At 69.7% G+C, this 25,547-nt stretch carries 25 protein-coding genes; 13 read left to right on the forward strand and 12 right to left on the reverse strand.

Going from position 1 to position 25,547, the window contains the following annotated elements:
* Positions 1–30: 30 nt before the first annotated feature.
* Positions 31–135, reverse strand: a complete 105-nt coding sequence (locus ACQP2O_RS12545; RefSeq protein ID WP_433183197.1) for a DUF397 domain-containing protein — start codon at positions 133–135, stop codon at positions 31–33.
* On the reverse strand, positions 120–962 hold the full coding sequence (locus tag ACQP2O_RS12550; RefSeq protein WP_433183199.1) for a helix-turn-helix domain-containing protein: 843 nt from the start codon (positions 960–962) through the stop codon (positions 120–122). The genes ACQP2O_RS12545 and ACQP2O_RS12550 overlap by 16 nt, the downstream gene beginning before the upstream one ends.
* A gap of 152 nt (positions 963–1,114) precedes the next feature.
* On the opposite strand from ACQP2O_RS12550, the gene ACQP2O_RS12555 reads away from it, so the two are divergent.
* Both ACQP2O_RS12555 and ACQP2O_RS12560 read left to right on the forward strand, forming a co-directional pair.
* Positions 1,115–1,480, forward strand: coding sequence for a hypothetical protein (locus ACQP2O_RS12555; protein WP_433183202.1), 366 nt, complete (start codon positions 1,115–1,117; stop codon positions 1,478–1,480).
* Positions 1,477–1,737 carry a hypothetical protein gene (locus ACQP2O_RS12560; RefSeq protein ID WP_433183204.1) on the forward strand — a complete coding sequence of 87 codons (261 nt, stop codon included), beginning with the start codon at positions 1,477–1,479 and terminating at the stop codon, positions 1,735–1,737. The genes ACQP2O_RS12555 and ACQP2O_RS12560 overlap by 4 nt, the downstream gene beginning before the upstream one ends.
* A 13-nt stretch (positions 1,738–1,750) precedes the next feature.
* Here the strand turns inward: ACQP2O_RS12560 and ACQP2O_RS12565 are convergent, their stop codons facing one another.
* Positions 1,751–2,641 carry a LysR family transcriptional regulator gene (locus tag ACQP2O_RS12565; RefSeq protein ID WP_433183207.1) on the reverse strand — a complete coding sequence of 297 codons (891 nt, stop codon included), beginning with the start codon at positions 2,639–2,641 and terminating at the stop codon, positions 1,751–1,753.
* A 72-nt stretch (positions 2,642–2,713) separates the two neighbouring features.
* On the opposite strand from ACQP2O_RS12565, the gene ACQP2O_RS12570 reads away from it, so the two are divergent.
* A complete protein-coding gene (locus ACQP2O_RS12570; RefSeq protein WP_433183210.1) occupies positions 2,714–3,595 on the forward strand; it encodes a PhzF family phenazine biosynthesis protein in 882 nt (293 codons plus the stop codon).
* Between the two features lie 98 nt (positions 3,596–3,693).
* Here the strand turns inward: ACQP2O_RS12570 and ACQP2O_RS12575 are convergent, their stop codons facing one another.
* Positions 3,694–4,530 (reverse strand): DeoR/GlpR family DNA-binding transcription regulator, encoded by an 837-nt coding sequence (locus ACQP2O_RS12575; protein WP_433183213.1) that lies wholly within the window; start codon positions 4,528–4,530, stop codon positions 3,694–3,696.
* Between the two features lie 298 nt (positions 4,531–4,828).
* Between ACQP2O_RS12575 and ACQP2O_RS12580 the strand changes: the two genes are divergently transcribed.
* From ACQP2O_RS12580 to ACQP2O_RS12605, 6 genes are read left to right on the forward strand one after another with little or no spacing between them, the layout of a single operon-like run.
* Complete coding sequence (locus ACQP2O_RS12580) at positions 4,829–6,118, forward strand: ABC transporter substrate-binding protein (protein ID WP_433183216.1); 1,290 nt, start codon at positions 4,829–4,831, stop codon at positions 6,116–6,118.
* 55 nt (positions 6,119–6,173) lie between these two features.
* Positions 6,174–7,112 carry a carbohydrate ABC transporter permease gene (locus ACQP2O_RS12585; RefSeq protein WP_433183219.1) on the forward strand — a complete coding sequence of 313 codons (939 nt, stop codon included), beginning with the start codon at positions 6,174–6,176 and terminating at the stop codon, positions 7,110–7,112.
* Between the two features lie 5 nt (positions 7,113–7,117).
* Positions 7,118–7,963, forward strand: a complete 846-nt coding sequence (locus tag ACQP2O_RS12590; protein ID WP_433183222.1) for a carbohydrate ABC transporter permease — start codon at positions 7,118–7,120, stop codon at positions 7,961–7,963.
* A gap of 32 nt (positions 7,964–7,995) precedes the next feature.
* Entirely contained in the window at positions 7,996–8,859 is an 864-nt protein-coding gene (locus ACQP2O_RS12595; protein ID WP_433183225.1) for a ketose-bisphosphate aldolase, read from the forward strand.
* A gap of 1 nt (position 8,860) precedes the next feature.
* Entirely contained in the window at positions 8,861–10,057 is a 1,197-nt protein-coding gene (locus ACQP2O_RS12600; protein ID WP_433183228.1) for an ADP-dependent glucokinase/phosphofructokinase, read from the forward strand.
* Positions 10,054–11,004, forward strand: a complete 951-nt coding sequence (locus ACQP2O_RS12605; RefSeq protein ID WP_433183231.1) for a class I mannose-6-phosphate isomerase — start codon at positions 10,054–10,056, stop codon at positions 11,002–11,004. Before ACQP2O_RS12600 ends, ACQP2O_RS12605 begins: the two co-directional genes overlap by 4 nt.
* A 26-nt stretch (positions 11,005–11,030) precedes the next feature.
* Here the strand turns inward: ACQP2O_RS12605 and ACQP2O_RS12610 are convergent, their stop codons facing one another.
* The 3 genes from ACQP2O_RS12610 to ACQP2O_RS12620 are packed head-to-tail and all read right to left on the reverse strand — an operon-like array spanning position 11,031 to position 13,199.
* Positions 11,031–12,044, reverse strand: a complete 1,014-nt coding sequence (locus tag ACQP2O_RS12610) for a M56 family metallopeptidase (protein WP_433183233.1) — start codon at positions 12,042–12,044, stop codon at positions 11,031–11,033.
* Positions 12,041–12,415: a BlaI/MecI/CopY family transcriptional regulator gene (locus ACQP2O_RS12615; protein ID WP_433183236.1), complete on the reverse strand. Its 375-nt coding sequence runs from the start codon at positions 12,413–12,415 to the stop codon at positions 12,041–12,043. The genes ACQP2O_RS12610 and ACQP2O_RS12615 overlap by 4 nt, the downstream gene beginning before the upstream one ends.
* 46 nt (positions 12,416–12,461) lie before the next feature.
* Positions 12,462–13,199, reverse strand: a complete 738-nt coding sequence (locus ACQP2O_RS12620) for a hypothetical protein (RefSeq protein ID WP_433183239.1) — start codon at positions 13,197–13,199, stop codon at positions 12,462–12,464.
* 275 nt (positions 13,200–13,474) lie between these two features.
* Here ACQP2O_RS12620 and ACQP2O_RS12625 point away from each other — a divergent pair, with 275 nt between their 5' ends.
* A complete protein-coding gene (locus ACQP2O_RS12625; protein WP_433183242.1) occupies positions 13,475–13,942 on the forward strand; it encodes a hypothetical protein in 468 nt (155 codons plus the stop codon).
* 332 nt (positions 13,943–14,274) lie between these two features.
* Positions 14,275–15,066, forward strand: coding sequence for a ricin-type beta-trefoil lectin domain protein (locus ACQP2O_RS12630; protein ID WP_433183245.1), 792 nt, complete (start codon positions 14,275–14,277; stop codon positions 15,064–15,066).
* A 21-nt stretch (positions 15,067–15,087) separates the two neighbouring features.
* On the opposite strand, the gene ACQP2O_RS12635 is transcribed toward ACQP2O_RS12630, so the two are convergent.
* The 3 genes from ACQP2O_RS12635 to ACQP2O_RS12645 are packed head-to-tail and all read right to left on the reverse strand — an operon-like array spanning position 15,088 to position 18,027.
* Positions 15,088–15,963 carry a TIGR03619 family F420-dependent LLM class oxidoreductase gene (locus ACQP2O_RS12635; protein WP_433183248.1) on the reverse strand — a complete coding sequence of 292 codons (876 nt, stop codon included), beginning with the start codon at positions 15,961–15,963 and terminating at the stop codon, positions 15,088–15,090.
* A gap of 4 nt (positions 15,964–15,967) precedes the next feature.
* Positions 15,968–17,218, reverse strand: coding sequence for an LLM class flavin-dependent oxidoreductase (locus ACQP2O_RS12640; RefSeq protein WP_360896146.1), 1,251 nt, complete (start codon positions 17,216–17,218; stop codon positions 15,968–15,970).
* The gene (locus ACQP2O_RS12645; RefSeq protein WP_433183252.1) at positions 17,215–18,027 is read right to left on the reverse strand and encodes an alpha/beta fold hydrolase; all 813 of its coding nucleotides are present in this window, start codon (positions 18,025–18,027) and stop codon (positions 17,215–17,217) included. Before ACQP2O_RS12645 ends, ACQP2O_RS12640 begins: the two co-directional genes overlap by 4 nt.
* Before the next feature lie 95 nt (positions 18,028–18,122).
* On the opposite strand from ACQP2O_RS12645, the gene ACQP2O_RS12650 reads away from it, so the two are divergent.
* Entirely contained in the window at positions 18,123–18,953 is an 831-nt protein-coding gene (locus tag ACQP2O_RS12650) for an LLM class F420-dependent oxidoreductase (RefSeq protein ID WP_433183255.1), read from the forward strand.
* Positions 18,954–18,965: 12 nt separating this feature from the next.
* Here ACQP2O_RS12650 and ACQP2O_RS12655 read toward each other — a convergent pair whose 3' ends face one another.
* Positions 18,966–20,585, reverse strand: coding sequence for an ABC-F family ATP-binding cassette domain-containing protein (locus ACQP2O_RS12655; RefSeq protein WP_433183258.1), 1,620 nt, complete (start codon positions 20,583–20,585; stop codon positions 18,966–18,968).
* A 397-nt stretch (positions 20,586–20,982) separates the two neighbouring features.
* Between ACQP2O_RS12655 and ACQP2O_RS12660 the strand changes: the two genes are divergently transcribed.
* Entirely contained in the window at positions 20,983–24,333 is a 3,351-nt protein-coding gene (locus ACQP2O_RS12660) for an NACHT domain-containing protein (RefSeq protein ID WP_433183261.1), read from the forward strand.
* Here ACQP2O_RS12660 and ACQP2O_RS12665 read toward each other — a convergent pair whose 3' ends face one another.
* Complete coding sequence (locus ACQP2O_RS12665) at positions 24,334–25,449, reverse strand: alcohol dehydrogenase catalytic domain-containing protein (protein WP_433183264.1); 1,116 nt, start codon at positions 25,447–25,449, stop codon at positions 24,334–24,336.
* Between the last annotated feature and the right edge of the window lie 98 nt (positions 25,450–25,547).

Here is a 25,547-nt window from a genome sequence, read left to right on the forward strand (position 1 = left end):
CGACCGCTCTCGCCACGTTCGCGAAAGCCCTCAGCCCGTACGGCCCGTCACGACCGCAACTTCGATGCACGCCCCACCGTTCGAAGAGCTGCGACTTGCCTTACGCCAGTTGATAGGGGTCACGCTTGCATCCACCGTTCGTCCCTCACCTTCGCGATAAGGTCCATGCTGGCCTGTGTGGGTAGGGCCTCCGCCCTGATGGAATCGTATCGGTTGATGACCTGTGCCACCTCGCGCGGATGATCCGTCACCCGCCCTTCGATGGCGTCGTCTATGTATGCGGTAGCCGGTTCGCCTTCCTTCGTGGCGATCCAAAACGCTCCTGACAGGCCTGCGGTGCTGGCGGCGTCAGAAGGAACGATCTGGACGGAAATGTGTTTTAGCGCCGCAGCCTTCAGGAGTGCTCCGAGCTGATCGCGCATTACTTCGGAACTTCCGACGAGGCGTCGAAGAACCCCCTCTTCAACGACAGCCCACAGGAGAGTCGGGCTATCGCTAGAGAGGATCTGCTGACGCTCGATCCTGGTGGAGACCTGGCCCTCCACTTCGTCCTCGGTGATCCCAGGCTTGCCTCGGAGCATCGCGCGAGCGTATTCGGGTGTCTGGAGCAGGCCGGGAACTACGAGCGGTTCCCAGTTCTTGAGCGTTTGCGCCTCCTGTTCGGTCTCCACCCACTGCTTCAGCCACTCAGGCAGCACGGTGCGATGGCGGGCTCGCTTGATCGTTTTCCAGAGGCGGTGGAAGGAGCCGTTGGTCTGGAAGTAGGTATCGAGGTCTTGGGCGAAAGCTTCGGAGGGGGCCTTGTCGGCGAGTTCGACGGCACCGACCCATTGGCCGGTGCAGCCGAGGGCGTCGGCCAGTTGGCTCTGGGAGAGGCCGGCGTCGTTACGGAATGTGCGGATCTCCAGACCGAAATGACCGATAAGTGAGTCGGGGCTGAGGTCGCGCTGCGGCCGGGCCATGAGACCTCCCTGGTTATCAACCTCCGGGCCTGGTGGAAATCGATGGAGCGGAGGTGATTTGCAGTTGGTTGTCGTTGGTGGCTGAGCGTAACCGCTCCGCGCGATTGTGTAACCGGAAATCGGAAGGAATCCGAGGAACGGGGTCGCGCAAAATGACAATTCCGGGACAAGTCACTACGGTCACACCACTCGTCGGCGGACTCGTCCGCGCCCTGACCATCCGGGGCCTGGCCGCCGAGGCCGTCGGCGCGGCCATGGTGTGGGCGGTCAACCGGGCGGCCGATCCCGACGGAGACGATCCGGTGGGCGCGGCGATGAGCCCGGGGCTGCGCCAGGCGGTCGTGTGCCGCGCGGACGAGGCGGGGCACCTGCTGTGGTGGTGGGTCTGGTCCGGCCCCACCAGGGACGCGCCGCAGGAGTACGAACCGCTCGGTCCCGCCGCGGAGGTCGATGCGGCAGCCGTCCGGATCGCCGCCGTCCTCCGCCTCGACGGGGTCGTACCGGAGACGAGGGCATGAGCGCGCCGCCGACACTGGTCGACCCGTGGGCGCCGGGGGCGCTGTCGGAGACGCAGCTGACCGTGATCCTCCGGCGCCGGTTCCCCGACACCGTGTTGTGGTTCGGTACGTACACCCGGCGCTGGTGGGCGATGCTTCCCGTACGCGGCCGGTGGCGACTCATCGAGGCGGCCGATCCGGACGAGCTGACCGGCGCGGTTCTCAGCGCTCGCGCCCGGACCGGGGATGGCGGCCTGCCCGGCACCTGCCGAGGCTGACCGGAGCGGGTCCTCAGGACGCCGGCATGACGCTTTCGCTCAGCAGGGTGTGGACGGCCTGAACGGCGGGGGAGACCCAGCGCGACCGGGGGCGGAGCAGCCAGAGGCGCTGCTCGGCGAGGTCCGGTGGCCGGAGTCGTACGAGTCGGCCGTCGGCGAGTTCGTCGGCGACGGTCACGGTCGGGAGCAGGGCCACGCCGAGACCGGCCGCGACGCAGCGTTTCACCGTCTCGACGCCGCCGAATCGAGGTCGGGTCACCGGGGCGCCGGCGGCGGCGATCAGGGCGGCGAGCTCGTCGCTGTAGGCACAGCCCTCCTCCAGCAGGAGGACGCCCGTCGCCGCGAGCTCCGTCGGAGCGACGGGACGGTCGCGGGGGAGGGGCGTCGTGGCGGGCGCGACGAGCGACAGTTCCTGAATCCCCAGGTCGACGACGTCGACTTGGGGCGTGTTCACCGACGGCTCCAGGGTTACGGCGAGGTCGGCGCGGCGGTCGGCGATCGCGGTCAGCGCGGTGCGGGTGTCGGCGGGGAACAGCGCGAGGTCCACGTCCGGGAAGCGCTCGCGAAGCTTGGGCAGGAGCGGCGCCAGTTGGTACGCGCACACGGACTCCGGGGCGCAGAGCCGTACGGGACCGGCGGGACGCTCGGCGTCGGCCGTGAGCTCGGCGAGCATACGGTCCTCGAGATCGAGGATCTGTTCGGCGCGTGAGGCGAGCAGTGTGCCCGCGTGCGTGGGGGAGACGCCGCCGGGGTGCCGGTCGAGAAGGGGTGTTCCGGTGAGGCGCTCGAGCGCTTGGACGTGCGTGGTGACCGTCGACTGGACGAAGCCGAGCTCGGCGGCCGCCGTCGTGATCCCACCGGTGCGGACGACCGCGAGGAAGCTCCGGAGCAGACGGGTGTCCATCGAAGACCGCGATCCCCTTCATCGATTTTCATCGTTGGACGCGATGGTATCCCGGCCTGCAGAATCATGGACATGACGAACACCGCATTGGAAAGCCAGGGCCGCGACCTGCCGTCGGCCGTCCTCCGCTACACCGCCTTCGACGTTGACGGGAAGGGCGGCAACCCGGCCGGCGTCGTGCTCGACGCGCGGGGCATGGACGAGACGCGGATGCAGGAGATCGCCGCGGAGGTCGGTTACTCCGAGACCGCCTTCCTGACCAGGGAAGAGGAGCGGCGTTTCCGGATCCGGTACTTCAGTCCGCTGGCCGAGGTGGCGTTCTGCGGTCACGCGACGATCGCCACGGCCGTCGCGCTGGCCGAACGCGAGGGGACGGGAGACCTGGTATTCCGCACCTCTGCGGGAGAGGTCGCGGTCGAGACGCGAGAGGAGGACGGCCGCGTCTTCGCCACCCTCACCAGCGTCGCCCCGGCCGTACGCGAGGTGGACGACGCCGACCTCACCGCGGCGCTGACGGCTCTCCGCTGGGACACCGCCGAACTCGACCCGGCTCTCCCGCCGCGCATCGCCAACGCGGGAAACGACCACCTCGTCCTCGCCGCCGGCTCACGCGCGCGGCTCGCCGATCTCGACTACGACCAGGAGGCGCTCGGCGACCTCATGGCACGTCGGGGCTGGACGACCGTGCACCTCGTGTGGCGGGAGAGCGACGGCGTCTTCCACGCGCGCGACCCGTTCCCGCCGGGCGGCGTCTATGAGGACCCAGCCACCGGCGCGGCCGCCGCGGCGTTCGGCGCCTACCTGCGGTCGTCCGGGCTCGTCACCCCTCCGGCCCGCGTCACGATCCACCAGGGGGAGGACATGGGCCGTGCCAGCCTCCTGCTCGTCGACGTGCCCCCGGGCGAGGACAGCGGAATCAAGGTCAGCGGAACCGCCGCGCCGATCGGCGGCTGACGGAGCCCTGACCCGACGGCGATAGGGCCGGGCACGTCAGTCGACCCGTGACAGGACGACGCCTGGCGATGCCCGGCCTCCGTTATTGGCAGGAACGGTCACGCCTGCCGTGGAGCCAGGGCCTTGGCCGCGGGGGTGAGCAGCTCCACGCCGCTCGCCTTAAGGGCGTCCCGCAGGTCGGGTGGCGGCGCGGTGTCGGTGACCAGGTAGTCGGCGGCGCCGAGCTCCGATATCTGGGCGAACAGGCGGCGGCCGAACTTGGAGGAGTCGGCGAGGATCGCCACGCGGGCCGCACGGGAGATCATCTCCTGCATCATCGCGGCCTCGGCGAGGTTGCTCGTCGTGTAGCCGGCGTCGGCGGCGACCGCGCCGACGCCGATCAGCGCCAGATCGCAGCTGATGTCCAGCTCGGCGCCGGTGTTGGCGCGGAAGCTGACCGGGCCGATCGTGGCGAGAGTGAGCGCGCGCACCGCGCCGCCGAAGACGTAGATGTCGCGGATGGCCGTGGGCGGGAGCACGCCCGGCATCAGCAGATTGTTCGTCGCCACCGTGAGGTCGCGGTGCTGGCCGAGGTTGCGGGCGAGCGCGAGGGTGGTCGTCCCGCCGTTGACCACGATGGTCGAGCCGTCCTGGACCAGCGACGCGGCCAGCGCCCCGATCTTTTCCTTCTCCTGCTCCTGCACGGTGAGCCGCTGGTCGACGGCGCGGTCGGCGCGGACGACCGTGGACAGGCTGACGGCACCGCCGTACGTGCGCACGAGGACGCCCTCGGCGGCCAGCTGATCGAGATCGCGTCGCACGGTGTCGATGGAGACACCGAAGCGCTCGGCCAGCTCGGCCACCGTGACCTCGCCGGTGTCGGCGACGTACGCGGCCAGCTGAGCCTTGCGTCCGGCAGGTAGCTGGCGCTGCCGCTCGTCCCTGCCAACGCTCACTGTTCCTCCCCTGTCGGTGCGGCAGTATGCCACACCTGCGTGTCGGCTGAGCAGCACATCGCTGGGTAGAACCGCGAAGAGCCGCAGAGATGGGCAGGATCGACCCAAGATCGGTGCCGGCTGGGCAAACTGCAGCTCGGAGGGCGGCAACGGGGCGCCGGGTTCTGCTCCATGCGCACCAGTATGCCGTACTCCGCAGCTTTTTGCCGTTCTTCTCTTGTCTTAGTCCGTAACACGCTGCTAACGTCACGGCAACGCGGCGGAGAACAGAAAGTTCTTGGTATAGAAGGAGCCTGCCATGGCGGTACGTGCAACCCGGCTGAAGCGAGGAATTGGGGCAGTAACAGCGGCCGCGCTGGTCGCGTCCGTGGCGGCGTGCGGCTCGGGCGGCTCGGGCGACACCGCCTCGGACGGCAGCGTGACGCTGGAGTTCGCCCAGTGGTGGGGGGCCGAGCTTCCGGCCGGGGCGTTCAACAAGATCGTCAACGACTTCACGGCGCAGAACCCGAAGATCAAGATCAAGCTGCTGAGCGCGCCGTACGATTCGACCAAGCAGCAGATGATCACCGGCGCCGCGTCGAAGACGCTGCCCGACGTGGTGGGCCTCGACGGCGCCTGGGTCAACGACTTCGCCAAGCAGGGCGCCATCACCGATCTGTCCAAGCTGATGACCGACGCGCACTTCGACGCCGGCCAGCTCGCCAGCCAGGTGCAGGTCAAGGGCAAGACCTACATGATCCCGGTGGTCAACTTCGTCTACCCGCTCTTCGTCAACAAGGACCTGCTCACCAAGGCCGGCGTCGCCAAGGTGCCCACCACGCGCACCCAGTTCCTCGACGCGGCCAAGAAGATCAGCGCGACCGGCGGTGACGTGAAGGGCTGGGCGCTCCCGCTCGACACCGCCGTCCCCAACGGCATCCAGAACGACGTCATGTCCTGGCTCTGGGCGTCCGGCGGCAGCATGCTGAAGGACGGCAAGCCCAACCTGACCAGCGCGCCGGTCAAGAGCACGGTCGAGTACGTGAAGAGCCTGAACGACGCCGGCGTCATCGCCCCCGGCTCGCTCACCATGAAAGAGCAGGACAAGGTCGAGAAGTTCACCAACGGCCAGGTCGGCATGATGATCGACTCGCTCGCGCACATCAACCTGATCAAGAAGAACAAGCCGGACCTGAAGTTCGAGGTGGCACCCCTGCCGGCCGAGGACGGCTTCACCGGCAAGCGCGGCATCCCGTACGCGTCGTGGGGCATCGGTATCTCCAACTCCACCAAGCACAAGGCCGAGGCGTTCAAGTTCGTGTCGTACCTGCTCAGCCAGGAGACCAACGCGAAGCTGAGCACGATCGCGAACGGCTTCCCGGGTAACAAGAACGCCAAGCCCGACTTCAGCAACAGTGACCCGATGTTCAAGACCGCTTTCGACATCTACCAGCAGGGCTACCCGGCCAACGAGTTCGTCGGCCTGCCCAAGTCCGAGGACCTGATGCGCAGGTTCGACGAGCAGCTCCAGCTCGTACTGACCGGCAAGACGACTGTCGACGACGCCCTCGCCAAGTCGCAGGAGTTCTGGTCCTCGGTGATCGAGTAGCCCGCCCGGGCGCCGTGCCGGTCCGCCGGCGCGGCGCCCGATCAAGGAGAGAGCGATGACATCCATGACGGCGCCGAAAACGGCGCCCACCGAGGAGCAGGTCGCACCCGGCCGGCCCCGCTCCACTGTGGCCCAGCGTCTGATCCCGTACGGCTATCTGTCCCCCACGGTGCTTTTGATCGTGGTCCTGATGGTGGTCCCCATCGTCATGGTGATCAGCTACTCGTTCCGGGACAACGTGATCGTCCAGGAGAACCCGGTGTTCGTCGGGTTCGCCAACTACACCAAGGTGCTCACCGACCCGGACTTCCTGGCCGCGCTGAAGAACACCGCCGTCTTCATCTCGGTCAGCACCGTGGCCCACCTGGTCCTCGGCCTGGCCTTCGCGATGATGCTCAACACCCAGTTGCTGAGCGGGGTCACCAAGGCCATCTTCCGGATCGTCTACATCCTGCCCTGGCTGTTCACGATCGCGGTGATCGCCGTCATCTGGCGGCTGCTGCTCGACCCGTCCGGCGTGGTCAACTACGTGCTGCGCACGCTGGGTCTCATTCAGGAGAGCGTGAACTGGCTCGGTGACCCGGGCAAGGCGCTCTGGGCGGTCACGTTCGTCAACATCTGGTCCGGCTACCCGTTCTTCATGATCAGCCTGCTCGCCGGGCTGCAGAGTATCCCCAAAGACCTGTACGAAGCGGCCGCCGTGGACGGGGCGAACTGGTTCCAGCGGTTCCTGCACGTGACGCTGCCCCAGCTGCGGCCGGTGATCGTCAGCATGGCGGTGCTCGACCTGATCTGGACGTCCCAGCAGTTCGCACTGATCTGGATGACGACCGGCGGCGGGCCGCTGCACGCCACCGAGATGCTCAGCACCTACACCTACAAGCAGGCCTTCAGCGAGTACGAGTTCGCGACCGCGTCCGCTGCCGCCGTGATCGTGCTGCTGCTGACGATGGTCCTGGCCTTCTTCTACGTGCGCCAGCAAAGGGAGCGGTGAGACACATGGCCATCGCCATCAAGACCCGTCGCAACCTTGCCAAGGCCGGCGTCATCACCGGGCTCGTCATCGGCGGGCTGTTCGCCGGCCTGCCGGTCCTGTGGATGCTGTCCACCTCGTTCAAGGGCAACGGAGACGTCTTCCAGAACCCGCCGAAGCTCATCACCAAGAGCTTCTCGTTCGACGCCTACCGGGAGATCCTGGGCAACGGCGCGCAGCTGCGGTTCTTCCTCAATAGCTACATCGTCGCCTTCGCGGTGACCATCCTGACGCTGTTGGTGGCCGTCCTGGCCGGGTTCGCGTTCAGCCGGTTCACGTTCCCGTTCCAGAAGACCATCAACGCCGTGATCGTCAGCATCCAGGCCGTACCGCCGATCACGCTCGTCATTCCGTACTTCGGGCTCGTCGTCGGGCTCGGCCTCTACAACACCTATCCCGGCCTGATCCTCACGCACATGGTGTTCACCCTCCCGTACGCGATCATCATGGTCACCGCGTACCTGAACACGCTGCCACGTGAGCTGGACGAGTCCGTCAAGGTCGACGGCGGCACCAGCTGGACCGCGCTGTGGCGGATCCTGGTGCCGATCTCGGTGCCCGGTCTGATCGCGGTCGGGATCTACACGTTCATGATCTCGTGGAACGAGTACCTGTTCGCGCTCACGCTGACCCGTACCGACGACATGCGCACCGTGCCGATCGGTATCCAGCTGCTCATGGGCCAGCACTCGTACGAGTGGAACCAGATGATGGCGATGAGCATCCTCGGGTCCATTCCGGTCCTCGTCCTCTTCCTCCTGTTCCAGCGACGTTTCATCGGCGGGCTCACCGCCGGCGCCGTCAAGGCCTGACACACCCAGCAATACAAAGGAGAAACACAGAAATGCTGTCGACCGGCAAGGCGATCCTGGACGTCGCCAACGAGCACAGCTTCGCCGTGCCCGCCTTCAACATCAGCGACTGGGCGATGTTCAAGGGAATCGTGGAGATCAGCGAGGAGACGAACGCCCCCCTGATCATCGGGATCCACCCGGATGAGGTCCGGCACATCGGCCGCGAGATGATCACCGGCATGATCGAGCGGTCGCACAACTCGAGCGTCCCGATCGCGATCCACTGGGACCACGGCGCCACCTACGAGCAGATCCTGCAGGCGATCCAGTTCGGCTTCACCTCCGTGATGATCGACGGCTCGCTGAAGCCGTTCGAGGAGAACATCGCGATCACCAAGAAGGTCACCGATTCCGCGCACGTTCTCGGCGTGTCGGTGGAGGGCGAGCTCGGCACGATCGGCGGAAACGACAGCTACGCCGAGGCGGGTGCCGCCGAGATCATCTACACCGACCCCGACGACGCGGTCACGTTCGTCGAGCAGACCGGCGTGGACAGCCTCGCCGTGGCGATTGGCACGTTCCACGGCCTCTACCCGGCCCACCTCAAGCCGGAGCTGAAGCTCGACCTGCTCAAGGAGATCAAGAGCCGGGTGTCGATCCCCCTGGTGCTGCACGGCGGCTCCGGCAACCCGGACGACGAGATCCGCGAGGCCGCGCGGATCGGTATCAACAAGATCAACATCTCCACCGACATCAAGGTCGCCTACCACAACAAGATGCGCGAGGTGCTGGGCAACGACCCGAAGACGCGCGAGCCGAACGCCATCCAGCCCGCCTGCATCGAGGCCATGAAGCTGGTCGCCGCCCAGAAGATCGAGCTGTTCGGCGCCGCCGGCAAGGGTTCGCTCTACTGACATGGCCGACGCGTCCCGTGTAGTCCTGGGCCTCGGCGGTTGCGTCGACTACGAGTTGAAGCCGACCGCCGGCGTCCTGGAAGAGCTTGTCGCCGAGTACGGCATCGTCGCCGAGGAACTGACGTCGCCGGCTGCCGTGACCAGTGAGCGGGACCTCGTGGTGTCGATCCTCGGGTACGTGGCCAGGGGCGCAGGCGGCGAGCACTTCGTCGCTTCCGCCCCGGCGCTGTCGACCTTCGCGAGCCGGTTCCCGCATCGGGAGACCCTGGGCGGCACCTCGGTGCGGGCCGGGATCCTGATGAGCCGGCTCGGCGTGCCGTCGACGCTGCACCTGGTCAGCGTCAACGACACCTTCCGCCGGCTGCTGCCGACGGACGGCGAGTACATCAACAGCGGTGTGGGGGACACCTTCAATCCACACCTGATCGTTCAGTACGACAAGGGCCTGCGGGTCCGGGCGAGCGACATCGACATGATCGCGCCGTTCCCGAACCGCCTGATCTACGTCAACGACCCGGCGAACGGCGCCATGCTGCTCAGCGACGATCTCGGCGACCGGCTGGGCAAGGCGGACGTCTTCCTGATCTCCGGATTCAACGCCATGCGCGACGAGGCGGAGCTCGACGAGCGGCTCGCCTCCCTGAAAGCGCACATGCGGCAGCTGCCGGACGGGGCGGTGACCTACTTCGAGGACGCGGCGTACCACGAGCCCGCCTTCAGCCGCCGGGTCCGGGATGCGCTGCTCGACGAGATCAGCGTGTACGGGCTGAACGAGGACGAGTTGCAGTCGCACCTCGGGCACCCGGTCGACCTGCTCTCGGCCGAGGATGTCGCGGAGGCGCTCACGGCGGTGCACGTGCTCATCCCGGTGCCGACGCTGGTGTTGCACACGAAGTACTGGGCCGTGGCGCTCGGCGCAGGCGTTCACGCCGACGCCCTCGACACCGGCACCGTCATGGCCGCCACCCGCTACTGCCACGGCGACGACTTCACCGACGAGGACGTCGAGCGCCTGCGCCGGCTGCCGAGGCGGCCCGAGTCCGTCGCCTTCGCGGCGGCGCTGCGCTCGCGCATGGGCGAGACCGTCGAATGTGTCCCCGGCTTCGAGCTCGACGTCCAGAACCCCACCACCGTCGGGCTCGGCGACACGTTCGTCGGCGGCTTCCTCACCGAGCTGGCTCTGAAGGGACACCGATGACCGTCGAGGTACTGCCCGCCAACCAGCCCGAGACGTTCTATCGCGGCGTCGGCCGGATCGCCGAGTTCCGCAACGTACCGGCGCTGCCCGACCGTCCCGAGGACTGGGTGGGCTCGGTGACCAGCCGGTTCGGGCTCGCCCCGTCCGGGCTGTCCACCCTGGCCGACGGCCGCATGCTGGCCGAGGCGATCGCCGCGGACCCGCGCTGGTGGCTCGGCCCGGAGCGCGCCGACACCGGCGTGCTGGTGAAGCTGCTCGACGCCGGTCAGCGGCTGCCGTTGCACGTGCACCCGGACCGCCGCTTCGCCACCGCGCACCTCGCCTCGCCATACGGGAAGACCGAGGCATGGGTGATCGTCTCCGCGCGGCCCGGCGCGTACGTTCACCTTGGCTTCGCCCGTGACGTGGAGGCCGCTGAACTGGCCGGCTGGGTGGACGGGCAGAAGAACGAGGAGATGCTCGCCGCCACCAACAAGATCCCGGTCGCGGCCGGCGACGCGATCCTCTGCCCGGCGGGCCTGCCGCACGCGATCGGCGAGGGCATCCTGCTGGTCGAGGTCCAGGAGCCGACCGACTTCTCCGTGATGCTGGAGTACGAAGGCTTCGGCCTCGCCGACGGCCACCTGGGCCTCGGCTACGACCTGGCCCTGCAGTGCGTCGACCGAGGCGCCTGGACGCCATCGCGCCTCGACGAACTCCGCGGCACTCCGGCGCGACTGCTGCCCAAGGCCGCGGACGAGTTCTTCACCGTCCGCCGCCTGTACGGCGGCGACCGTCCGGAACGTGGCTTCAGCGTGCTGGTCGTGGTAGCCGGAGAGGGCAGGCTGATCGGCGAGAAGGACGACCTGTCGCTCCGGCGGGGAGACACGCTGCTGGTTCCGTACGCCGCCGGTCCGGTCCTTCTGGACGGCCAGGTAGAGGTGATCCGCATCTCGGCGTCCGCCTGACTGCTACAGCGCAGGCTCGTCTCGGCTCAGGCCGCCGGGTGTGCGCATCCCGGTCGGCAGAGGACGTGGCCGGGCTGCGTCGCGGTGGTAGGAGATGAGCCGCAACATGCCGCGACGGCGGCCGACAGCGCCGGTGCGGCGGCCGCCGGTGGCGCGGTGAGGACGGCGACCGCAGCGGTGAGCCCCAGCAGGATCCGGGTGTGACCGAGCGGCCGGCTGCCGGTGATGAGACGGCGCGCGCGGGCGCCCGTCGCCGTCCCGCCGGCGGCCAGCGCAGGGGCCATGGGCTCGGCCGGGACGACCTCGGCCAGGGCGAGCAGGGCCTCGGCGACGGTGAGCCGGCCCGACCGCTTCGCCGCCGCGTCGTCGGCGGCCAGCTCGGCCAGGAAGGCGATCTGGTCCCGGGCGGTGGTGAAGGCGGGCAGGGGGCCGAACGCACGGGCGAGGCCCTGGGCGGCGGTCAGGGGGAGGTGATGCAGTTGGCGCATGTGGGCGCGCTCGTGGGCGAGCACCGCCGCCAGCCGTGCGTCGTCGAGGGCCGCGAGTGCTCCGCTGGTCACGACGATCCGGCCGTGGCGGCCGGGCACGCAGTAGGCGGCCGGTGCGGCGTGGTCGACGACGGTCACGCCCAGTCGGGTGTCGGTCCGGCCGACCAGTGCCAGTGCGTCCAGGCGCAGACGTCGTTCGCGGGCGGTGGCGCGGTACGCGGCGCACAGGCACCACAGGACGCGCGCCGCCACGGCGAGTGCGGCGACGGCGCCGGTCGCGGCCAGGGTCGCCGCGCCGGAGAAGGTGTCGGGGGTGCACGGCCACCGCATCGGCCCGTAGCACCGTCCCGAGACGGAGCCGGTCCGGGTGGCCGCCGTGGTCGCCGTCAGCCCGGCGAGGATCACCGAGCCGACGATCGAGGCGGACAGGGCGAGCCACGCGGCGATGGCCAGGCGGGGTGCGCGCGACGGCCAGCCGGCCCGCCGCAGCGCGGCCGTCCCGGCGGTCGCCAGCAGCAGGGCGTGTCCGAGGAGGAACAGCGTGACGATCACCGGGGCCGCCGCTCGGCGTCCTTGGCCGTCTCGAGCGCGCGGCGGATCTCGGTCATCTCTCCCGGCTCCATCCGCTCCATGAACCGTACGAGCGCGGCCGCCCGGTCCTGTGTGGAGTCGAGGGCCTCGGCCATCAGCTGCGCCGTGTAGTCGTCCTGGCTGCCCGCCGGCCAGTAGCGGAAGGCCCGGCCGTGCTTCTCCCTGGCCAGCCAGCCCTTGCGGTAGAGGATCTCCGTCACGGTGAGCACGGTGTTGTAGGCCGGCGCCGGCTCGCGGCCGAGGCGGTCACGGATGTCCCGGACCGTGATGGCCTTGTCCGCCGACCACACCACCTCCATGATCGACGCCTCGAGCTCCCCGAACCGCGGCATCCGCCCTCCTCGCCCGATCACCTAAGTCGGATAGTACCTGTGGCGGTTACTCGCCGTCCGGGAAGGCGTAGCGGGAGGGCACCTGGACGCCGGCGTTCGCCGACCCGTACACCAGCGCGATCTCCCGGTGGGGCGTCAGCTCGACGGTGGCCGGGTCGCCGGTCTGCTTCTTGCCGTCGACGTAGGCCGTCAGCGTGCGGGTGCCGTCCGCGTTGAGGCCGCCGAGCCCGGTGGCGCTCAGCCGGACGTTCCACTCGGTGAACAGCTGACCGAGCGTGTAGTGCTTGCCGGTGGTGGGCGCCTCGATGTGCAGGACCCCGGTGGTGTCGTGGGTGTGCAGTTCGGACATCGCGTCGCCGGTCGCGGCGATGCCCAGGTTCGCCGGGACGGTCACGGCCTTGCCGTCGACGAGGATGTCCAGGTGGGTGTGGAAGTGCCGTGCGGTCCCCTCCATGGGGGCCACGGCGAGCCCCTCCTTGCGGGCGCGGTCGGCCGTGTCGTCCGGGCGCGCCCACGGCGGGAGCCCCGTGGCGGCGGCTGCGGCATCGCGGGCCCCGGTCGCGCCGGACGCCGTCGTCTTCGCCTTGCCGGACCCGCCACCGGACGTCGCCGCCCATACGCCTCCGGCGACCAGTGCGGCGGCGACGACTCCGGACGCCGTCCAGGTCAAGGCCAGGCGGCGTCTCCTCTTGCGCTCCGCGGCCGCCCGCTCGGCCGCCAGCCGTTCCCGTGCGCTCCGCCGCGCCGCCGCCTTGCCGCGCCCGTCCTTCTTCGCCGTCGCCACCGCGCACCTCCACCGAAACACCTAAGTTGTTTAGGAGAAGAGTAGCGTGCCCGGTCTTGTGGGTCATCGGCTCGGACGGGGTGGAGCCGTGAAACTTTCGCGCCGGAGGAGCGTTCGCCGCGCGTCACGTCTGCGGAATGAACTGCGGAATCCTCATCGCGGCGGCCGGCCGTTCCGCCGCGGACCTGGACGTCAGGTGACCTCCTGCTTACCGTTCACCTGCCGCCGCCACGCGGACGAGCCGATCATCGGGGTGCGGACTGGAGGCTGAGGACGTGGGGATCTCTTGTTTCCTGGCGAAAGGCCGTACGCGGCTGCGTGCGATGGTCTGCGCGCTGGTCGTCACCGTCGTGGCGGCCGGTCTGATGGCCGGCGAGCCGCCTTCCGCGTCGGCGGCGTCGGGAGCCGCGTCGATCACCAAGCCCCCGATGGGCTGGGCATCGTGGAACTCCTTCGCCGCCCAGATCAACTACAACGTGATCAAGTCGCAGACCGACGCGCTGGCCGCGTCGGGCATGAAGGACGCCGGATACGAATACGTCAACATCGACGAAGGCTGGTGGAAGGGCACCCGCGACTCCGCCGGCAACATCACGGTCGACACGACCACCTCCCGGACTGGGTGCCGGCCACGTCCGGCCAACCTCTGGCGCACCAGCAACGACGTCATCTACTGGGGCGAGGCCCGCTTGAGGAGTCGGGTGCTGGTCGACTTCGACGCCGCCCAGCATCCGGGAGCATAGAGCGCTGGTCATAACAACGACCCGGACATGCTCATCGTTGACATGTCCGGGTCCAGTGACGCGCAGAACCGCACGCACCTGAGCGTCTCTGATTGACTAGTGATCCTGAGAAATTCTCAGGAATCGCCCCGGCTGGATGTCGGGCATGTGCCAATCGTCTTCGTGCCCTGGTGTCGGCGGCAGAGCCACCGAGCCGCGTGGCACGTCCCTCCGGACGCTGTCGGTCCAGCGTGCACGGCTATCGGACCGAGGAGGGTGCCCCGCGTCGCCTGGGCACGGGGCGTGCTGATGACAGAATGATACCATGTGATTGCCAAGAGTGACTAAAAAAGGTGAGCCTGTGGGCCGTCTCCGGCGCGCCGCTGCTCGCCGGCAACAAGCTCAGCGAGATGAGCGGCAGCACGCGGGCGATCCTCACCAACCGCGAAGTGATCGCCGTCGACCAGGATCCGCTGAGCCGGCAAGGGGCCAAGGTCGCCGAGGACAAAACCGGCCTGCAGGTGTACAGCAAGGTCCTGTCCGGCAGCGGTCGCCGTGCCGTCGTGCTGCTCAACCGCACCGGCTCGGCGGCGAGCATCACGGCCCGCTGGTCGGACCTCGGCCTGACCGGCTCCGCCGCCGTACGCGACCCCTGGGCGGCGACCGACCTGGGCGGCTTCGCCACCGGCTACACCGCCACCGTCCCCGCCGGCCAGGCGGTCCTGCTCACCGTCGCCGGCACCGACGGCGGAGGCCAGCAGGGCAAGCAGGTCGTCGGCACCCAGTCCGGCCGCTGCGTGGACGTGCCGAACTCCGCGACCGCCAACGGCACCCAGGTCCAGCTGTGGGACTGCAACGGCCAGACCAACCAGTCCTGGACCGCCACGTCCGGCAAGCAGCTCACGGTGTACGGGAACAAGTGCCTGGACGCCTACAACCAGGGCACCGCGAACGGCACCACGGTCGTCATCTGGGACTGCAACGGCCAAACCAACCAGCAGTGGAACGTCAACGCGAACGGCACCGTCACCGGCGTCCAGTCCGGCCTGTGCCTGGACGCGAACAATCAGGGCACCGCGAACGGCACGAAGCTCGTCCTGTGGACCTGCAACGGCCAGGCCAACCAGCAATGGAGCCTGCGCTGATCTCTCGGCTGCGCTGACCGCTCACATCTTCGCGATCACTTCCTCGGCGAAGCGCTCCAGGGTGGCGATCTTGAGGCTCAGGCCGGAGCAGCGCTGCTTCTCCTCGGCCGTGGCCAGCCACCAGGGGGCCGCCAGGGTGCCGTCGACGCCACGCTCCTGCCACTTGCGGTACAGCGACGGGCTGGGCATGGCGCCGATCGGCGCGATCACCCGCAGGTCGTCGAGTTTGCGGCCGTGCTCGGCGAGGTGCCGGGACAGGCGTTCCAGGAGCTCGGAGAGCTGGTCCTCGGAGTAGATCCGGTTGCCGATCCAGCCGTCCGCGAAGCGCGCCGTCCGGCGCAGCGCCGCGTCGCTGTCGCCGCCGACGTACACCGGGACCGGTACGGACGGGACGGGGGAGACGCTGAGCGGGCCGAAGTCGTACCACCGACCGTGGTGCTCGACCGGCCCGCCCCGCCAGAGCGTCCGCAGCGCCGGCAGCATCTCGTCGAGCCGCCGGCCGCGCGTGTGGAAGTCCTGCCCGGTCTGCCGGAACTCGTCCGCGCACCAGCCCACGCCGACGCCGAACCGTACGCGGTCGCCCGACAGCACGGCCGCCGTCGAGACGGCCTTCGCGACCGTGAACAGGTCGCGGGCCGGGGCGACGTACACGTTGGTGGCGAAGTTCAGCCGTGCGGTGACCGCCGCCATCGCGCCGATCGTCACCCACACGTCCGGCCAGTGGGTGTTCGCGTCGTACGGCGGGTCGCCCGTCTCGGAGTACGGGTACCGGGACTCGTAGTCGGCGTGGAAGAGGTGGTCGGAGACGGTCAGGGTGTCGTAGCCCAGGCGCTCCGCCGCCTGCGCCAGCCCGAGGTACTCGCCGGTCTCGCAGAACCCGGCCAGCCAGAATTCCACCGCGTCAGTCCGCGAACTCGGGGATGACCTTGGTGGCGAACAGCTCGAGGTTCCGCTTGACGGTGTCGAGTGGCAGCACGCCCTGCTGTCCCTGCATGTACAGGCCGAACCATTCGAGGTCGGGCATCCGGTCGAGCATCCGCTGGATGCCGCGCTTGACGTCGTCCGGGCCGCCGAGCAGCGCCATCTCGACCTCGTTCATGCGCTTGAAATCGCCCTTCTCCGGGCTGATCGGGACGTGCTTGTCGTCCTCCTTCTTGCGCATGACCTCCAGGTAGCCGAACGGCCCGAAGAAGGCGGCGAAGTCCTTGGGCATGTTCCGGCCGTACGTCTCGATGGCGTCCTCACGGGTGTCCGCCATGCCGACGATCTTGAGGATGCCGGTGTGCTCGCCGAGCTTGTAGTTCCGGCCGCACTTGGCCGACTCCTCCTGGTAGAGGCGGGCCTTGGCGGCGTGGTCGTCGGGGTTCGGCGTGAACAGCCACGGCAGGATGTGCTCCTGGGCCGCCCGGATGACGGACCGGTCGCTGATCGTGAACGGCTGCCACAGCTCCGGGTAGGGGTTCTGGTACGGCCGCGGGCACACGGCGACGGAGCGGATCACGTCCTCGTCGTCGATCTCGCCCGGCGCGCCGAAGGTCCGCGTCCACTCCGTGGCCGGCCAGCCCGTGATGCCGTCGTGCGGGAACGGCACCTGATAGTCGAGCACGTCGCTCTTGTACTTCAGCGTGTCCTGCGTCCACGCCATCTTCATGATCTTGAGGATCTCGCCGAACACGTCGAAGTTGCGGTTGTCGGACGCCGATCCGTCGGACCGGGCGGCGGCGGCGTGCCAGCGCTGGCCGAGGACGTTCATCCAGCGGTTCTGGTAGCCGCGCGCGACGCCGAGCCGTAGCCGTCCCTTGGAGAACTGGTCGAGCAGCGCGACGTCCTCGGCGGCGCGGATCGGGTCCCAGGCGGGCAGCACGAGGCCGAGCGGCGCCAGCAGGATCCGCTCGGTACGGGCGGCCAGGTCGGTGAGGAACATCAGCGGATTGACCGAGAACTCCATGCCCTCCGAGTGGAAGTGGTGCTCGGTCATCATCAGGGCGTCGAAGCCGATCCGGTCGGCGTGGACTGCGATCTCCCGTACCTCGTGCAGCAGCTTCTGGTACGACTCGGTGTCCCGCCCGATGGGCCGCTTCGCCTTGGCGTTCTCCTCGGCGCTGTAACCCGACCCTGGAATCTGTGGGTTGAGGAAGATGGCGAACTTCACTGCGTTACCCCTTTAATCCATCGGTTCATGACGAGCAGGAATTCCCTGGGGCGTTCCTCGTGGAGGCGGTGGCCCGAGCCGGGCCAGGTCACGGCCGTCGAGTCGGGATGCTTGAACAGCGACTCCTCCCAGGCGGCCTGGGCGGGGTCGAACCGGAACGTCAGCACCGGGCACTCCCGGCGCGCGAGGTAGTCGTCGGACGCGGGCCGGACGCCGATCGAGGCGTCGCCGAGGAAGAGCCCGGCGAACGCCTCGGCCAGCACGTGCGGCGGCATGGCGAGCAGCCGCCGGGAGTGCCAGGCCTTGATCATGGGGGGAGTGACGGGCGTGTAGCACCACTTGTCGATCCGCAGCGCGGCGCCGACGTCCGCCTTCAGCGCCCGTACGCGCGCGGGGGCGGACTCCGCGACGTCCCGCTCGTGGCCGTAGCCCGGATCCACGCAGACGAGGGCCCGTACGCGCTCGGGGTGCTCGACGGCGAGGATGCTGACGATCTGGCCGCCCATCGAGTGCCCCACCGCGACGACCTGCGGGATGTCGAGATGGTCCAGCAGCCGGACCAGGTCGCCGGCCATGTCGCGTGGGTGGAACCCGCTCGGCGGCACGGAGGAGTTCCCGTGCCCGCGCAGGTCCACCGCGATCACGCGGTACCTCGTCGCCAGGTCAGGCAGGTGCCAGGTCCACTCCTGGGAGTCCGAGCCCCAGCCGTGCACGAGAAGGAGCGGCAGGTCGCCGGTCCCGTCGTCGGTGTAGAACAGCCGCACGTCGCCTCCCGGCCGGCCCGGGTCCGCGAGGTCCGCGAACGGCATGGCGCCCCTCTCGTCCGTTCCAACCGAACAAGCGCACGCTACAACAACTTAGAATGACCGAGCAATCGCTTGGTCGAATAACCTTCGGAGGGTCGATGAGGCTGGGTGTCACGATGTTCGCGACCGACCGGGCGATGCCCGTCCCGGAACTCGCCGCGGAGGCCGAGCGGCGCGGATTCGCCTCCCTGTACGTGCCCGAGCACACGCACATCCCGGTGAGCCGCGCGACCCCGCCGCCGACCGGCGACCCGGTCCTGCCCGACGAGTACTCCCGCACGCTCGACCCGCTCATCGCCCTGGCCGCCGCCGCGTCGGTCACGTCGCGGATCGTGCTCGGCACCGGCGTCTGCCTGATCGCCGAGCGGGAGCCGATCGTCACCGCCAAGGCCGTGGCGACCCTCGACCTCCTCAGCGGCGGCCGGGCCGCCCTCGGCGTCGGCTTCGGCTGGAACCGGGAAGAGGCCGCCGACCACGGGGTGCTCTGGAAGAGCCGCCGCGACCGGGCACGAGAGCACGTCCTCGCCATGCGCGAACTCTGGACGAGCGAGGAGGCGTCGTACGAGGGGGAGTACGTCCGCTTCGCCCCCTCCTGGGCGTGGCCGAAACCGGCGCGCCGTATCCCGGTCCTCCTCGGCGGTGCGGCGGGCCCCACACTGTTCCGGCACATCGCGGAGTACGGCGACGGCTGGCTGCCCATCGGCGGCGCGGGCATCCGCGAGGCGCTGCCCGCCCTGCGCGAGGCCTGCACCCGCGCCGGCCGGGACCCGGTGCCGGTGATCCCCTTCGGCACCGAGCCCAGCCCCGGCAAACTCGACTACTACGCCTCCGTGGGCATCGAGGAGGTCGTCCTCCGCATCCCTTCAGGCCCTCGTGAGGAGGTCCTCCCCGTCCTCGACACCTACGCCGAGACGTACGTGGCCCCGTGACGCGTCTCGTCGTCACGTCTCCAGCAGTCGGCCGTCGCGGAGCTCCAGGCGGCGGTCGATCCCGATCTCGTCCAGGAAACGCCCGTCGTGGCTGACCACGAGGAACGCGCCCTCGTACGAGCCCAGCGCGCCCACCAGCTGCCCGACGCTCACCAGGTCCAGGTTGTTGGTGGGCTCGTCGAGCAACAGCAGCTGGGGCGCCGGTTCGGCGCACAGGACGCAGGCCAGCGTCGCGCGCAGCCGCTCGCCGCCCGACAGCACCGTCGCCGGCAGATGCGCACGGTCCCCGCGGAACAGGAAGCGCGCCAGCAGGTTCATCCGGTCCGCCTCCGCCATGCCGGGCGCGAACGCGGCCAGGTTCTCCGCGACCGTACGGTCGAGGTCGAGCAGGTCGAGCCGCTGCGCGAGGTGGGCGATCCGGCCGTCGGCCCGCTGGACCGTACCGCCCTCCGGGGCCAGGTCGCCGGTGATCAGACGGAGGAGGGTGGACTTGCCGACGCCGTTCGGGCCGGTCAGCGCGATCCGTTCGGGGCCCCGGACCGCCAGGTCGGCGCCGTTCCCGGCGAACAGCTCCCGGTCGCCGAAGCGCACGCGGAGCCCCTCGCCGAGGAAGAGGGTACGGCCGGCCGGGACGCGAGTGCCGGGCAGCTCCAGAGTGATCTTCTGATCGTCGCGCAGCGCCCGGCCCGCCTCGTCCAGCCGGGCGCGGGCGTCGTCGACCCGCGCGGCGTGCGTCCGGCCCGCCCGCCCCGCCGACTCCTGGGCGCTGCGCTTCAGGCCGCCGGCGACGATCTTCGGCAGGCCGGCGTTCTTGAGGTTGCGGGCGGCGTTGCCGGCCCGGCGCTCGGCGCGTTCCCGGGCGAGTTGCATCTCCCGCTTCTCGCGCTTGAGCTCCTGCTCGGCGGTCCGCACGCTGCGCTCGGCGGCCTCCTGGACGATCCGCACGGCCTCCTCGTAGTCCGTGAAGCCACCGCCGTACAGGCGCATCTCCCCCCGGTCGAGTTCGGCGATGCGGTCCATGCGATCGAGCAGCGCCCGGTCGTGGCTGACGAGCAGCAGGCAGCCGCGCCACTCCTCCAGGACGTCGTAGAGCCGGTGGCGCGCGTCCACGTCGAGGTTGTTGGTCGGCTCGTCGAGCAGCAGAACGTCCGGGCGTCTCAGGAGCTGCCCTGCGATGCCGAGGGACACGATCTGGCCGCCGCTGAGGGTGCTCAGCCGCTGCGTGAGGGAGACGCCGCCGAGGCCGAGCCGGTCCAGCTGGGCGCGGGTGCGCTCCTCGATGTCCCAGTCGTTGCCGATGGTGGTGAAGTGCTCCTCGTCGGCGTCCCCGGACTCGATGGCGTCGATGGCCTGGATGACGGGCGCGATGCCCAGCACCTCGGCCACGGTCAGTTCGCCGGCCAGGGGCAGATCCTGGGGGAGGTGGCCGAGGACGCCGTCGACCGAGACGGAACCCGCGGTGGGCCGGTACACCCCGGCGATCAGTTTGAGCAGCGTGCTCTTACCGGAGCCGTTCGGCGCGACCAGGCCGGTGCGGCCGCTCCCCACGGTGAAGGACAGGTCGGTGAAGACCGGAGTGTCGTCCGGCCATGAGAAGGACAGGTTGGAGCAGACGATGAAAGCATCGGACATGCGCGAAGACCTTGCGTGTGCCGCGGGCGCATTGGGGCGGCCCGGCGGAGAACGGGCGAGGGGCAGACAGAACCAGGCCACGGACAGCGGTGCCTCTTCCACGCACCGGCCAGTGGCCTTCACCGCGGGCATCAGCCCGAGATGTCTACGTCACCCGCCACGTTCGGTCTCCTCGATCGGGGATAGTCGCCAGCGAGTCTACAGCGGCCCGCCCGGACGCCACGCGACCGAGCAAGCCGAGCGACCGTCTGCACCGATGCGGGGCCCGGTCCTCGGATGCGGGCAGCGCGATGGCGGCGATCATGCGGTCGCCGGTTCGGAGCCTTGCGGGGCGAAGCAGCGTCTAAGGCGGCGTACTCCGTCATAATGCCCGTCGGGCTGTCTCGGGAGGGTTCGCATGGCTTTGGAGGCCGCGGCCGTCGCCGCCGGTCAGGCGCTGGGCCGTCACCTCGCCCAGGTGTGGCTGGCCGGGTGGTCCGCCGAACGCGATCGGAAGCGCGACCTCGTCGACCTGATTCAGGTGAGGTTTCCCGACCGGATCGCGCGCCGCCGGTTCGAGCGGCAGATCGCCGACATCGCCGACCAGGTGGCCGAGCGGCTGCTGACCCTGTGCGGGCACGAGTACGGCGGGCTGCGCGAGAACGACAAGGCCGCCGCGCTCGCGGAGGTCGTCCAGACTCTCGCCGACGCCGACCTGTCCGACCGGGCCGTGCTCGCCACCGATCTCGACGCCACGCGCCTCGCCGCGCACGTACGGGGCGGGCTGCCGCGCCGCGCGATCGAGGGACAGCTCGGGGAGGCCGGGGCGCGGTTGTACGAGGTCGTGCTGGACGAGTGCTGCGACTGCTTCGTGCGCATCGTCCAGCAACTGCCGCAGTTCGGGCCGAGGGCGTCCACCGAGACCCTCGCCCGGCTGTCCGCCGTCGCCGACCAGGTGTCCCAGCTGCTGGCGCGGCTGCCGGTCCGCACGCTGGAGGCGCCGGAGGGTACGGCCACCGACGATGCCTTTCGGCGCAGGTATCTCGAGCACGTCAGCACGACCCTCGACGTGCTCGAGCTGTTCGGCGTACGGGTCGAGCGCTACCGGCCTCGTACGACGCTGAGCGTCGCGTACATCAGCCTCAGCGTGTCCACCGACGAGGACACGGCGGAACGGTCCCGGCGGTCAGCGCGCGACGCGCTCGGCATCGAGGAGTGGCGCAACGATGAGCGGGAGACCGGAGAGGCGACGCTGCGCGTCGAGACCGCGCTCGGCCGGGCGCCGCTCACCCTGATCCGCGGGGAGGCGGGCTCGGGCAAGAGCACGCTCCTGCGCTGGCTGGCGATCTCCGCGGCCCGGGGCACCTTCACCGGGGACCTCGCCGACTGGAACGGCTGCGTTCCCTTCCTCATCAAACTGCGCAGCCACACGAGCGGGCCGCTGCCACCGCCGGAGCGGTTCCTCGAAGGCGTCGCCGATCCGATCGCCGGGCTGATGCCGGCGGGCTGGGCGCACCGGGTGCTCGGCGGTGGCCGGGCGCTGCTCATGGTGGACGGCGTGGACGAGCTGCCCGGTGCGCGGCGGCGGACCGTACGGTCGTGGCTCGGCGGGCTGCTCGCCGCGTACCCCGGCCTGCGCGTCGTCGTCACCTCCCGGCCCGCTGCGGCGAGTGTGGACTGGCTGGCGGGGGAGGGGTTCGCCACCGCCCTGCTGGAGCGGATGACCCCGGCGGACGTCAAGGAGCTGATCCGGCACTGGCACGAGGCCGTACGCGACGCGGGAGACCTGCCCTGCGCACCGGAACAGCTGCCCGGTTTTGAAACCGCGCTGCTGGCGCGGATGGAGTCGGCGCCGCATCTACGGGCCCTCGCCGGCAGTCCTCTGCTCGCCGCGATGCTGTGCGCGCTCAACCTCGACCGGGAGAAACAGCTGCCGCGCGACCGGATGGGGCTGTACGCGGCGGCCCTGGACCTGTTGCTCGAACGCCGGGACGTCGAACGGCAGATCGCGCACGACGACATCGTTCTCGAGCGCGCTCAGAAGATGCTGATCCTGCAGGACCTGGCCTGGCGGCTGTCGGTCACCGGGCGGACCGAACTGCCCAAGGACGCGGTGGTCCGCTGGATCGGCAATCGCCTCGACTCGATGCCGAGCGCGCCCGCTGACGCGGCGGCGGTGCTGCACCACCTGCTCGAGCGCAGCGGCGTGCTGCGCGAGCCGGTCCCCGGGCGGATCGACTTCGTGCACCGCACCGTGCAGGAGTACCTCACGGCCAAGCAGTTCGCCGACGACGGCGACCCGGAACCCCTGATCGCCGAGGCGCACAAGGACCAGTGGCGCGAGACCATCATCATGGCGGCGGGCCACGCCAACGCCCCGCAGCGCTCCGAGCTGCTCACCGGACTCTTTCGCCGGATCGACGCGGAGCCGCGCACCGCGCGACGCCTCAAACTGCTCGTCGCGGGCTGCCTGGAGACCCTCCCGGCCATCCCCGTCGAGCTGCGCGGCGCCATCGACGCGTGCCTGGACGATCTCGTCCCGCCCCGTGACCTCGCCTCGGCGCGCTCGCTGTCGAACGTCGGCGAGACGATCCTGGACCGCCTGCCCCGGACCCTCGACGGCCTGACGCCCGCCGCCGCGCGCGCCGTCGTCCGTACCGCCTGGCTCGTGAACGGACCCGGAGCCCTCGACCTGCTCTCCGGCTACGGCACCGATTCCCGGGCGCTGGTGCAGGAGGAGCTCATCAAGGGCTGGGAGTACTTCGACCCGGAGCACTACGCCCGGCGCGTCCTGGCCGAGATTCCGCTGGCCGACCGCTTCCTGCACGTCCCGTCGCCGCGGTTCCTGACCGCGGCCCGGCACGTCCGGCAGCTGAGATTTCTGAGGGTCGGCAGCGATGGGCCGGCCGATCTCTCGTTCCTGCATCATCTCGATCAGCCGATCAGCAATCTCATCGTCCTCGGGCTGGAGTCGGGCGATCTCAGCCCGCTGACGGCCCTCGCCGACAGTCTCAAGTGGGTGAACATCTCGACCTCGGCCGTCGTGCGCGACACCGCGCCGCTGTGCCGACTGCCGAACCTTTGGGGTTTTCGGCTGTCGTCGTCCGGACTGCGGGACCTGGAATTCGTCCGCGATCTCCCGGCGCTGGACACGATCATGCTCGGCAATCTCGAGGAGGTCACCGACTTCTCTCCGCTGCGGGCGCAGACCTCGCTCGTGAACCTCGCACTCGAAGACTGTCCGGCGTTGACCGGCCTGGACGCTCTTCCCGCGCTGGACGGCCTCCATACCCTGCGCCTCACCGGCTCCTCTCTCGGGTCAGGGCTGCCAGATCTGGTGCGGCGGGCGCCGAACCTCGACGCGCTGCACGTCAACCACTCGCTCTGGATGACCGACCTGCGGCCTCTCGATGGGCTGGATCTCAAGGAGCTCGGTCTCTGGGGCTGTCGCCGGCTCACCGACTTCACTCCGCTCGCCGACTATCGCGGTCTGAACTTCCTCGACCTCGAGGACACGGCCATCGGCGACCTCGGTCCGCTGGCCGGACTCAAGGATCTGCACATGCTCTGGCTGCGTCACTGCGCCGACGTCAACGATCTCTCCCCGCTCGGTGGCCTGCACAAGCTGCAGCACCTCTACCTGAAGGGCGCCGCTCCCGGCATCGACCTGGCACCGCTCGCCGGGCTGCGTAAGCTCACCGTCTACCTCGAGCCGGGTCAAGTCGTGCGCAACGGAGAACTGCTCGGGCGCAGACTCCAGGTCGGCTGATCAGCCGAAGACGATGACGGAGCGGGCGACCGCGCCGCCGCGTACGTGGTCGACGGCGTCGTTGATCTTCTCCAGGGGTACCCGTTCGCTGACGAGGCCCTCCAGGTTGAGGCGGCCCTGGCGATGCAGGTCGACCAGCAAGGGGAGGTCGCGGCGGGGCACGGCGTCGCCGCCCTGGGTGCCCATCAGGCGCCGTGAGGCGAACAGCGTCTGCGGGGCGATGGACAGCGGTCTGCCGGCGGGCGGGCTGCCGACCATCACCGTCGTGCCGCCCGACTGCGTCGCGGCGAACGCCTTGGCCAGCACGTCCACGTTGCCGGTGACGTCGAAGGCGTAATCGGTGCCGCCCCGGACGATCTCGCCGACCTGGGCGGGCAGGTCGTCGGCGAGGATCGTGTGCGTCGCGCCGAACTCCTCGGCCAGTTTCAGCTTGGCGGGCAGGACGTCGGCCGCGATGATCGTCGTGGCGCCCGCCAGGACCGCGCCCTGGACGACGTTGAGGCCGACGCCGCCGCAGCCGACGACCAGCACGCTCGCCCCGGCCTCGACCTGGGCGGTGTTGAGCACGGCGCCGACGCCGGTGACGACGGCGCATGCGGTCAGGGCGAGCAGGTCGAGCGGCGCGTCGGCGCTCACCTTGACGCAGGCGGCCTCCCCGACCACGGCGTACTCCGCGAACGACCCGATGCCGATCATCGGGCGGGCGGGGACGTCGCCGACCGTGAGCCGGGTGGTGCCGTCGGCCATCAGGCCCATGATGGCGTTCAGCCGGGCGGGTCCGGAGCACAGGTGGACCTGAGTGCGCGAGCAGTTGCGGCAGCGCCCGCAGGGACCGTTCATCGCGATGATCACATGGTCGCCCGGCCGTACGGCCGTGACGCCGGGGCCCACCTCGGCGATCACGCCGGCGCTCTCGTGGCCGAGGACCAGCGGTGGCTGCCGTGCCACGGGGCTGTGGCCGTCGAGCGCCTTGATGTCGGAGCCGCACACCCCCGACGCGGCGATCTTCACGAGGACCTCACCGCTCTGGGGAGGGGAGACCCGGATGTCGGTGATCTCCATGGGGGCGCCGAACTCGCGGACCACGGCCGCGCGGGCCGTCAGATCTCCAACCATGGAACGGACGTTAACACCAAGCATTTGCTTGGTCGAGACGGGGTCGAGACGTAATCGATCTCAGCCGTCTAGAATTTAGTTCGGTATCGAGGCGGGGA

Origin of the sequence: Actinoallomurus sp. CA-150999, from assembly GCF_050942425.1 — a bacterium.
Lineage (GTDB): Bacteria > Actinomycetota > Actinomycetes > Streptosporangiales > Streptosporangiaceae > Actinoallomurus.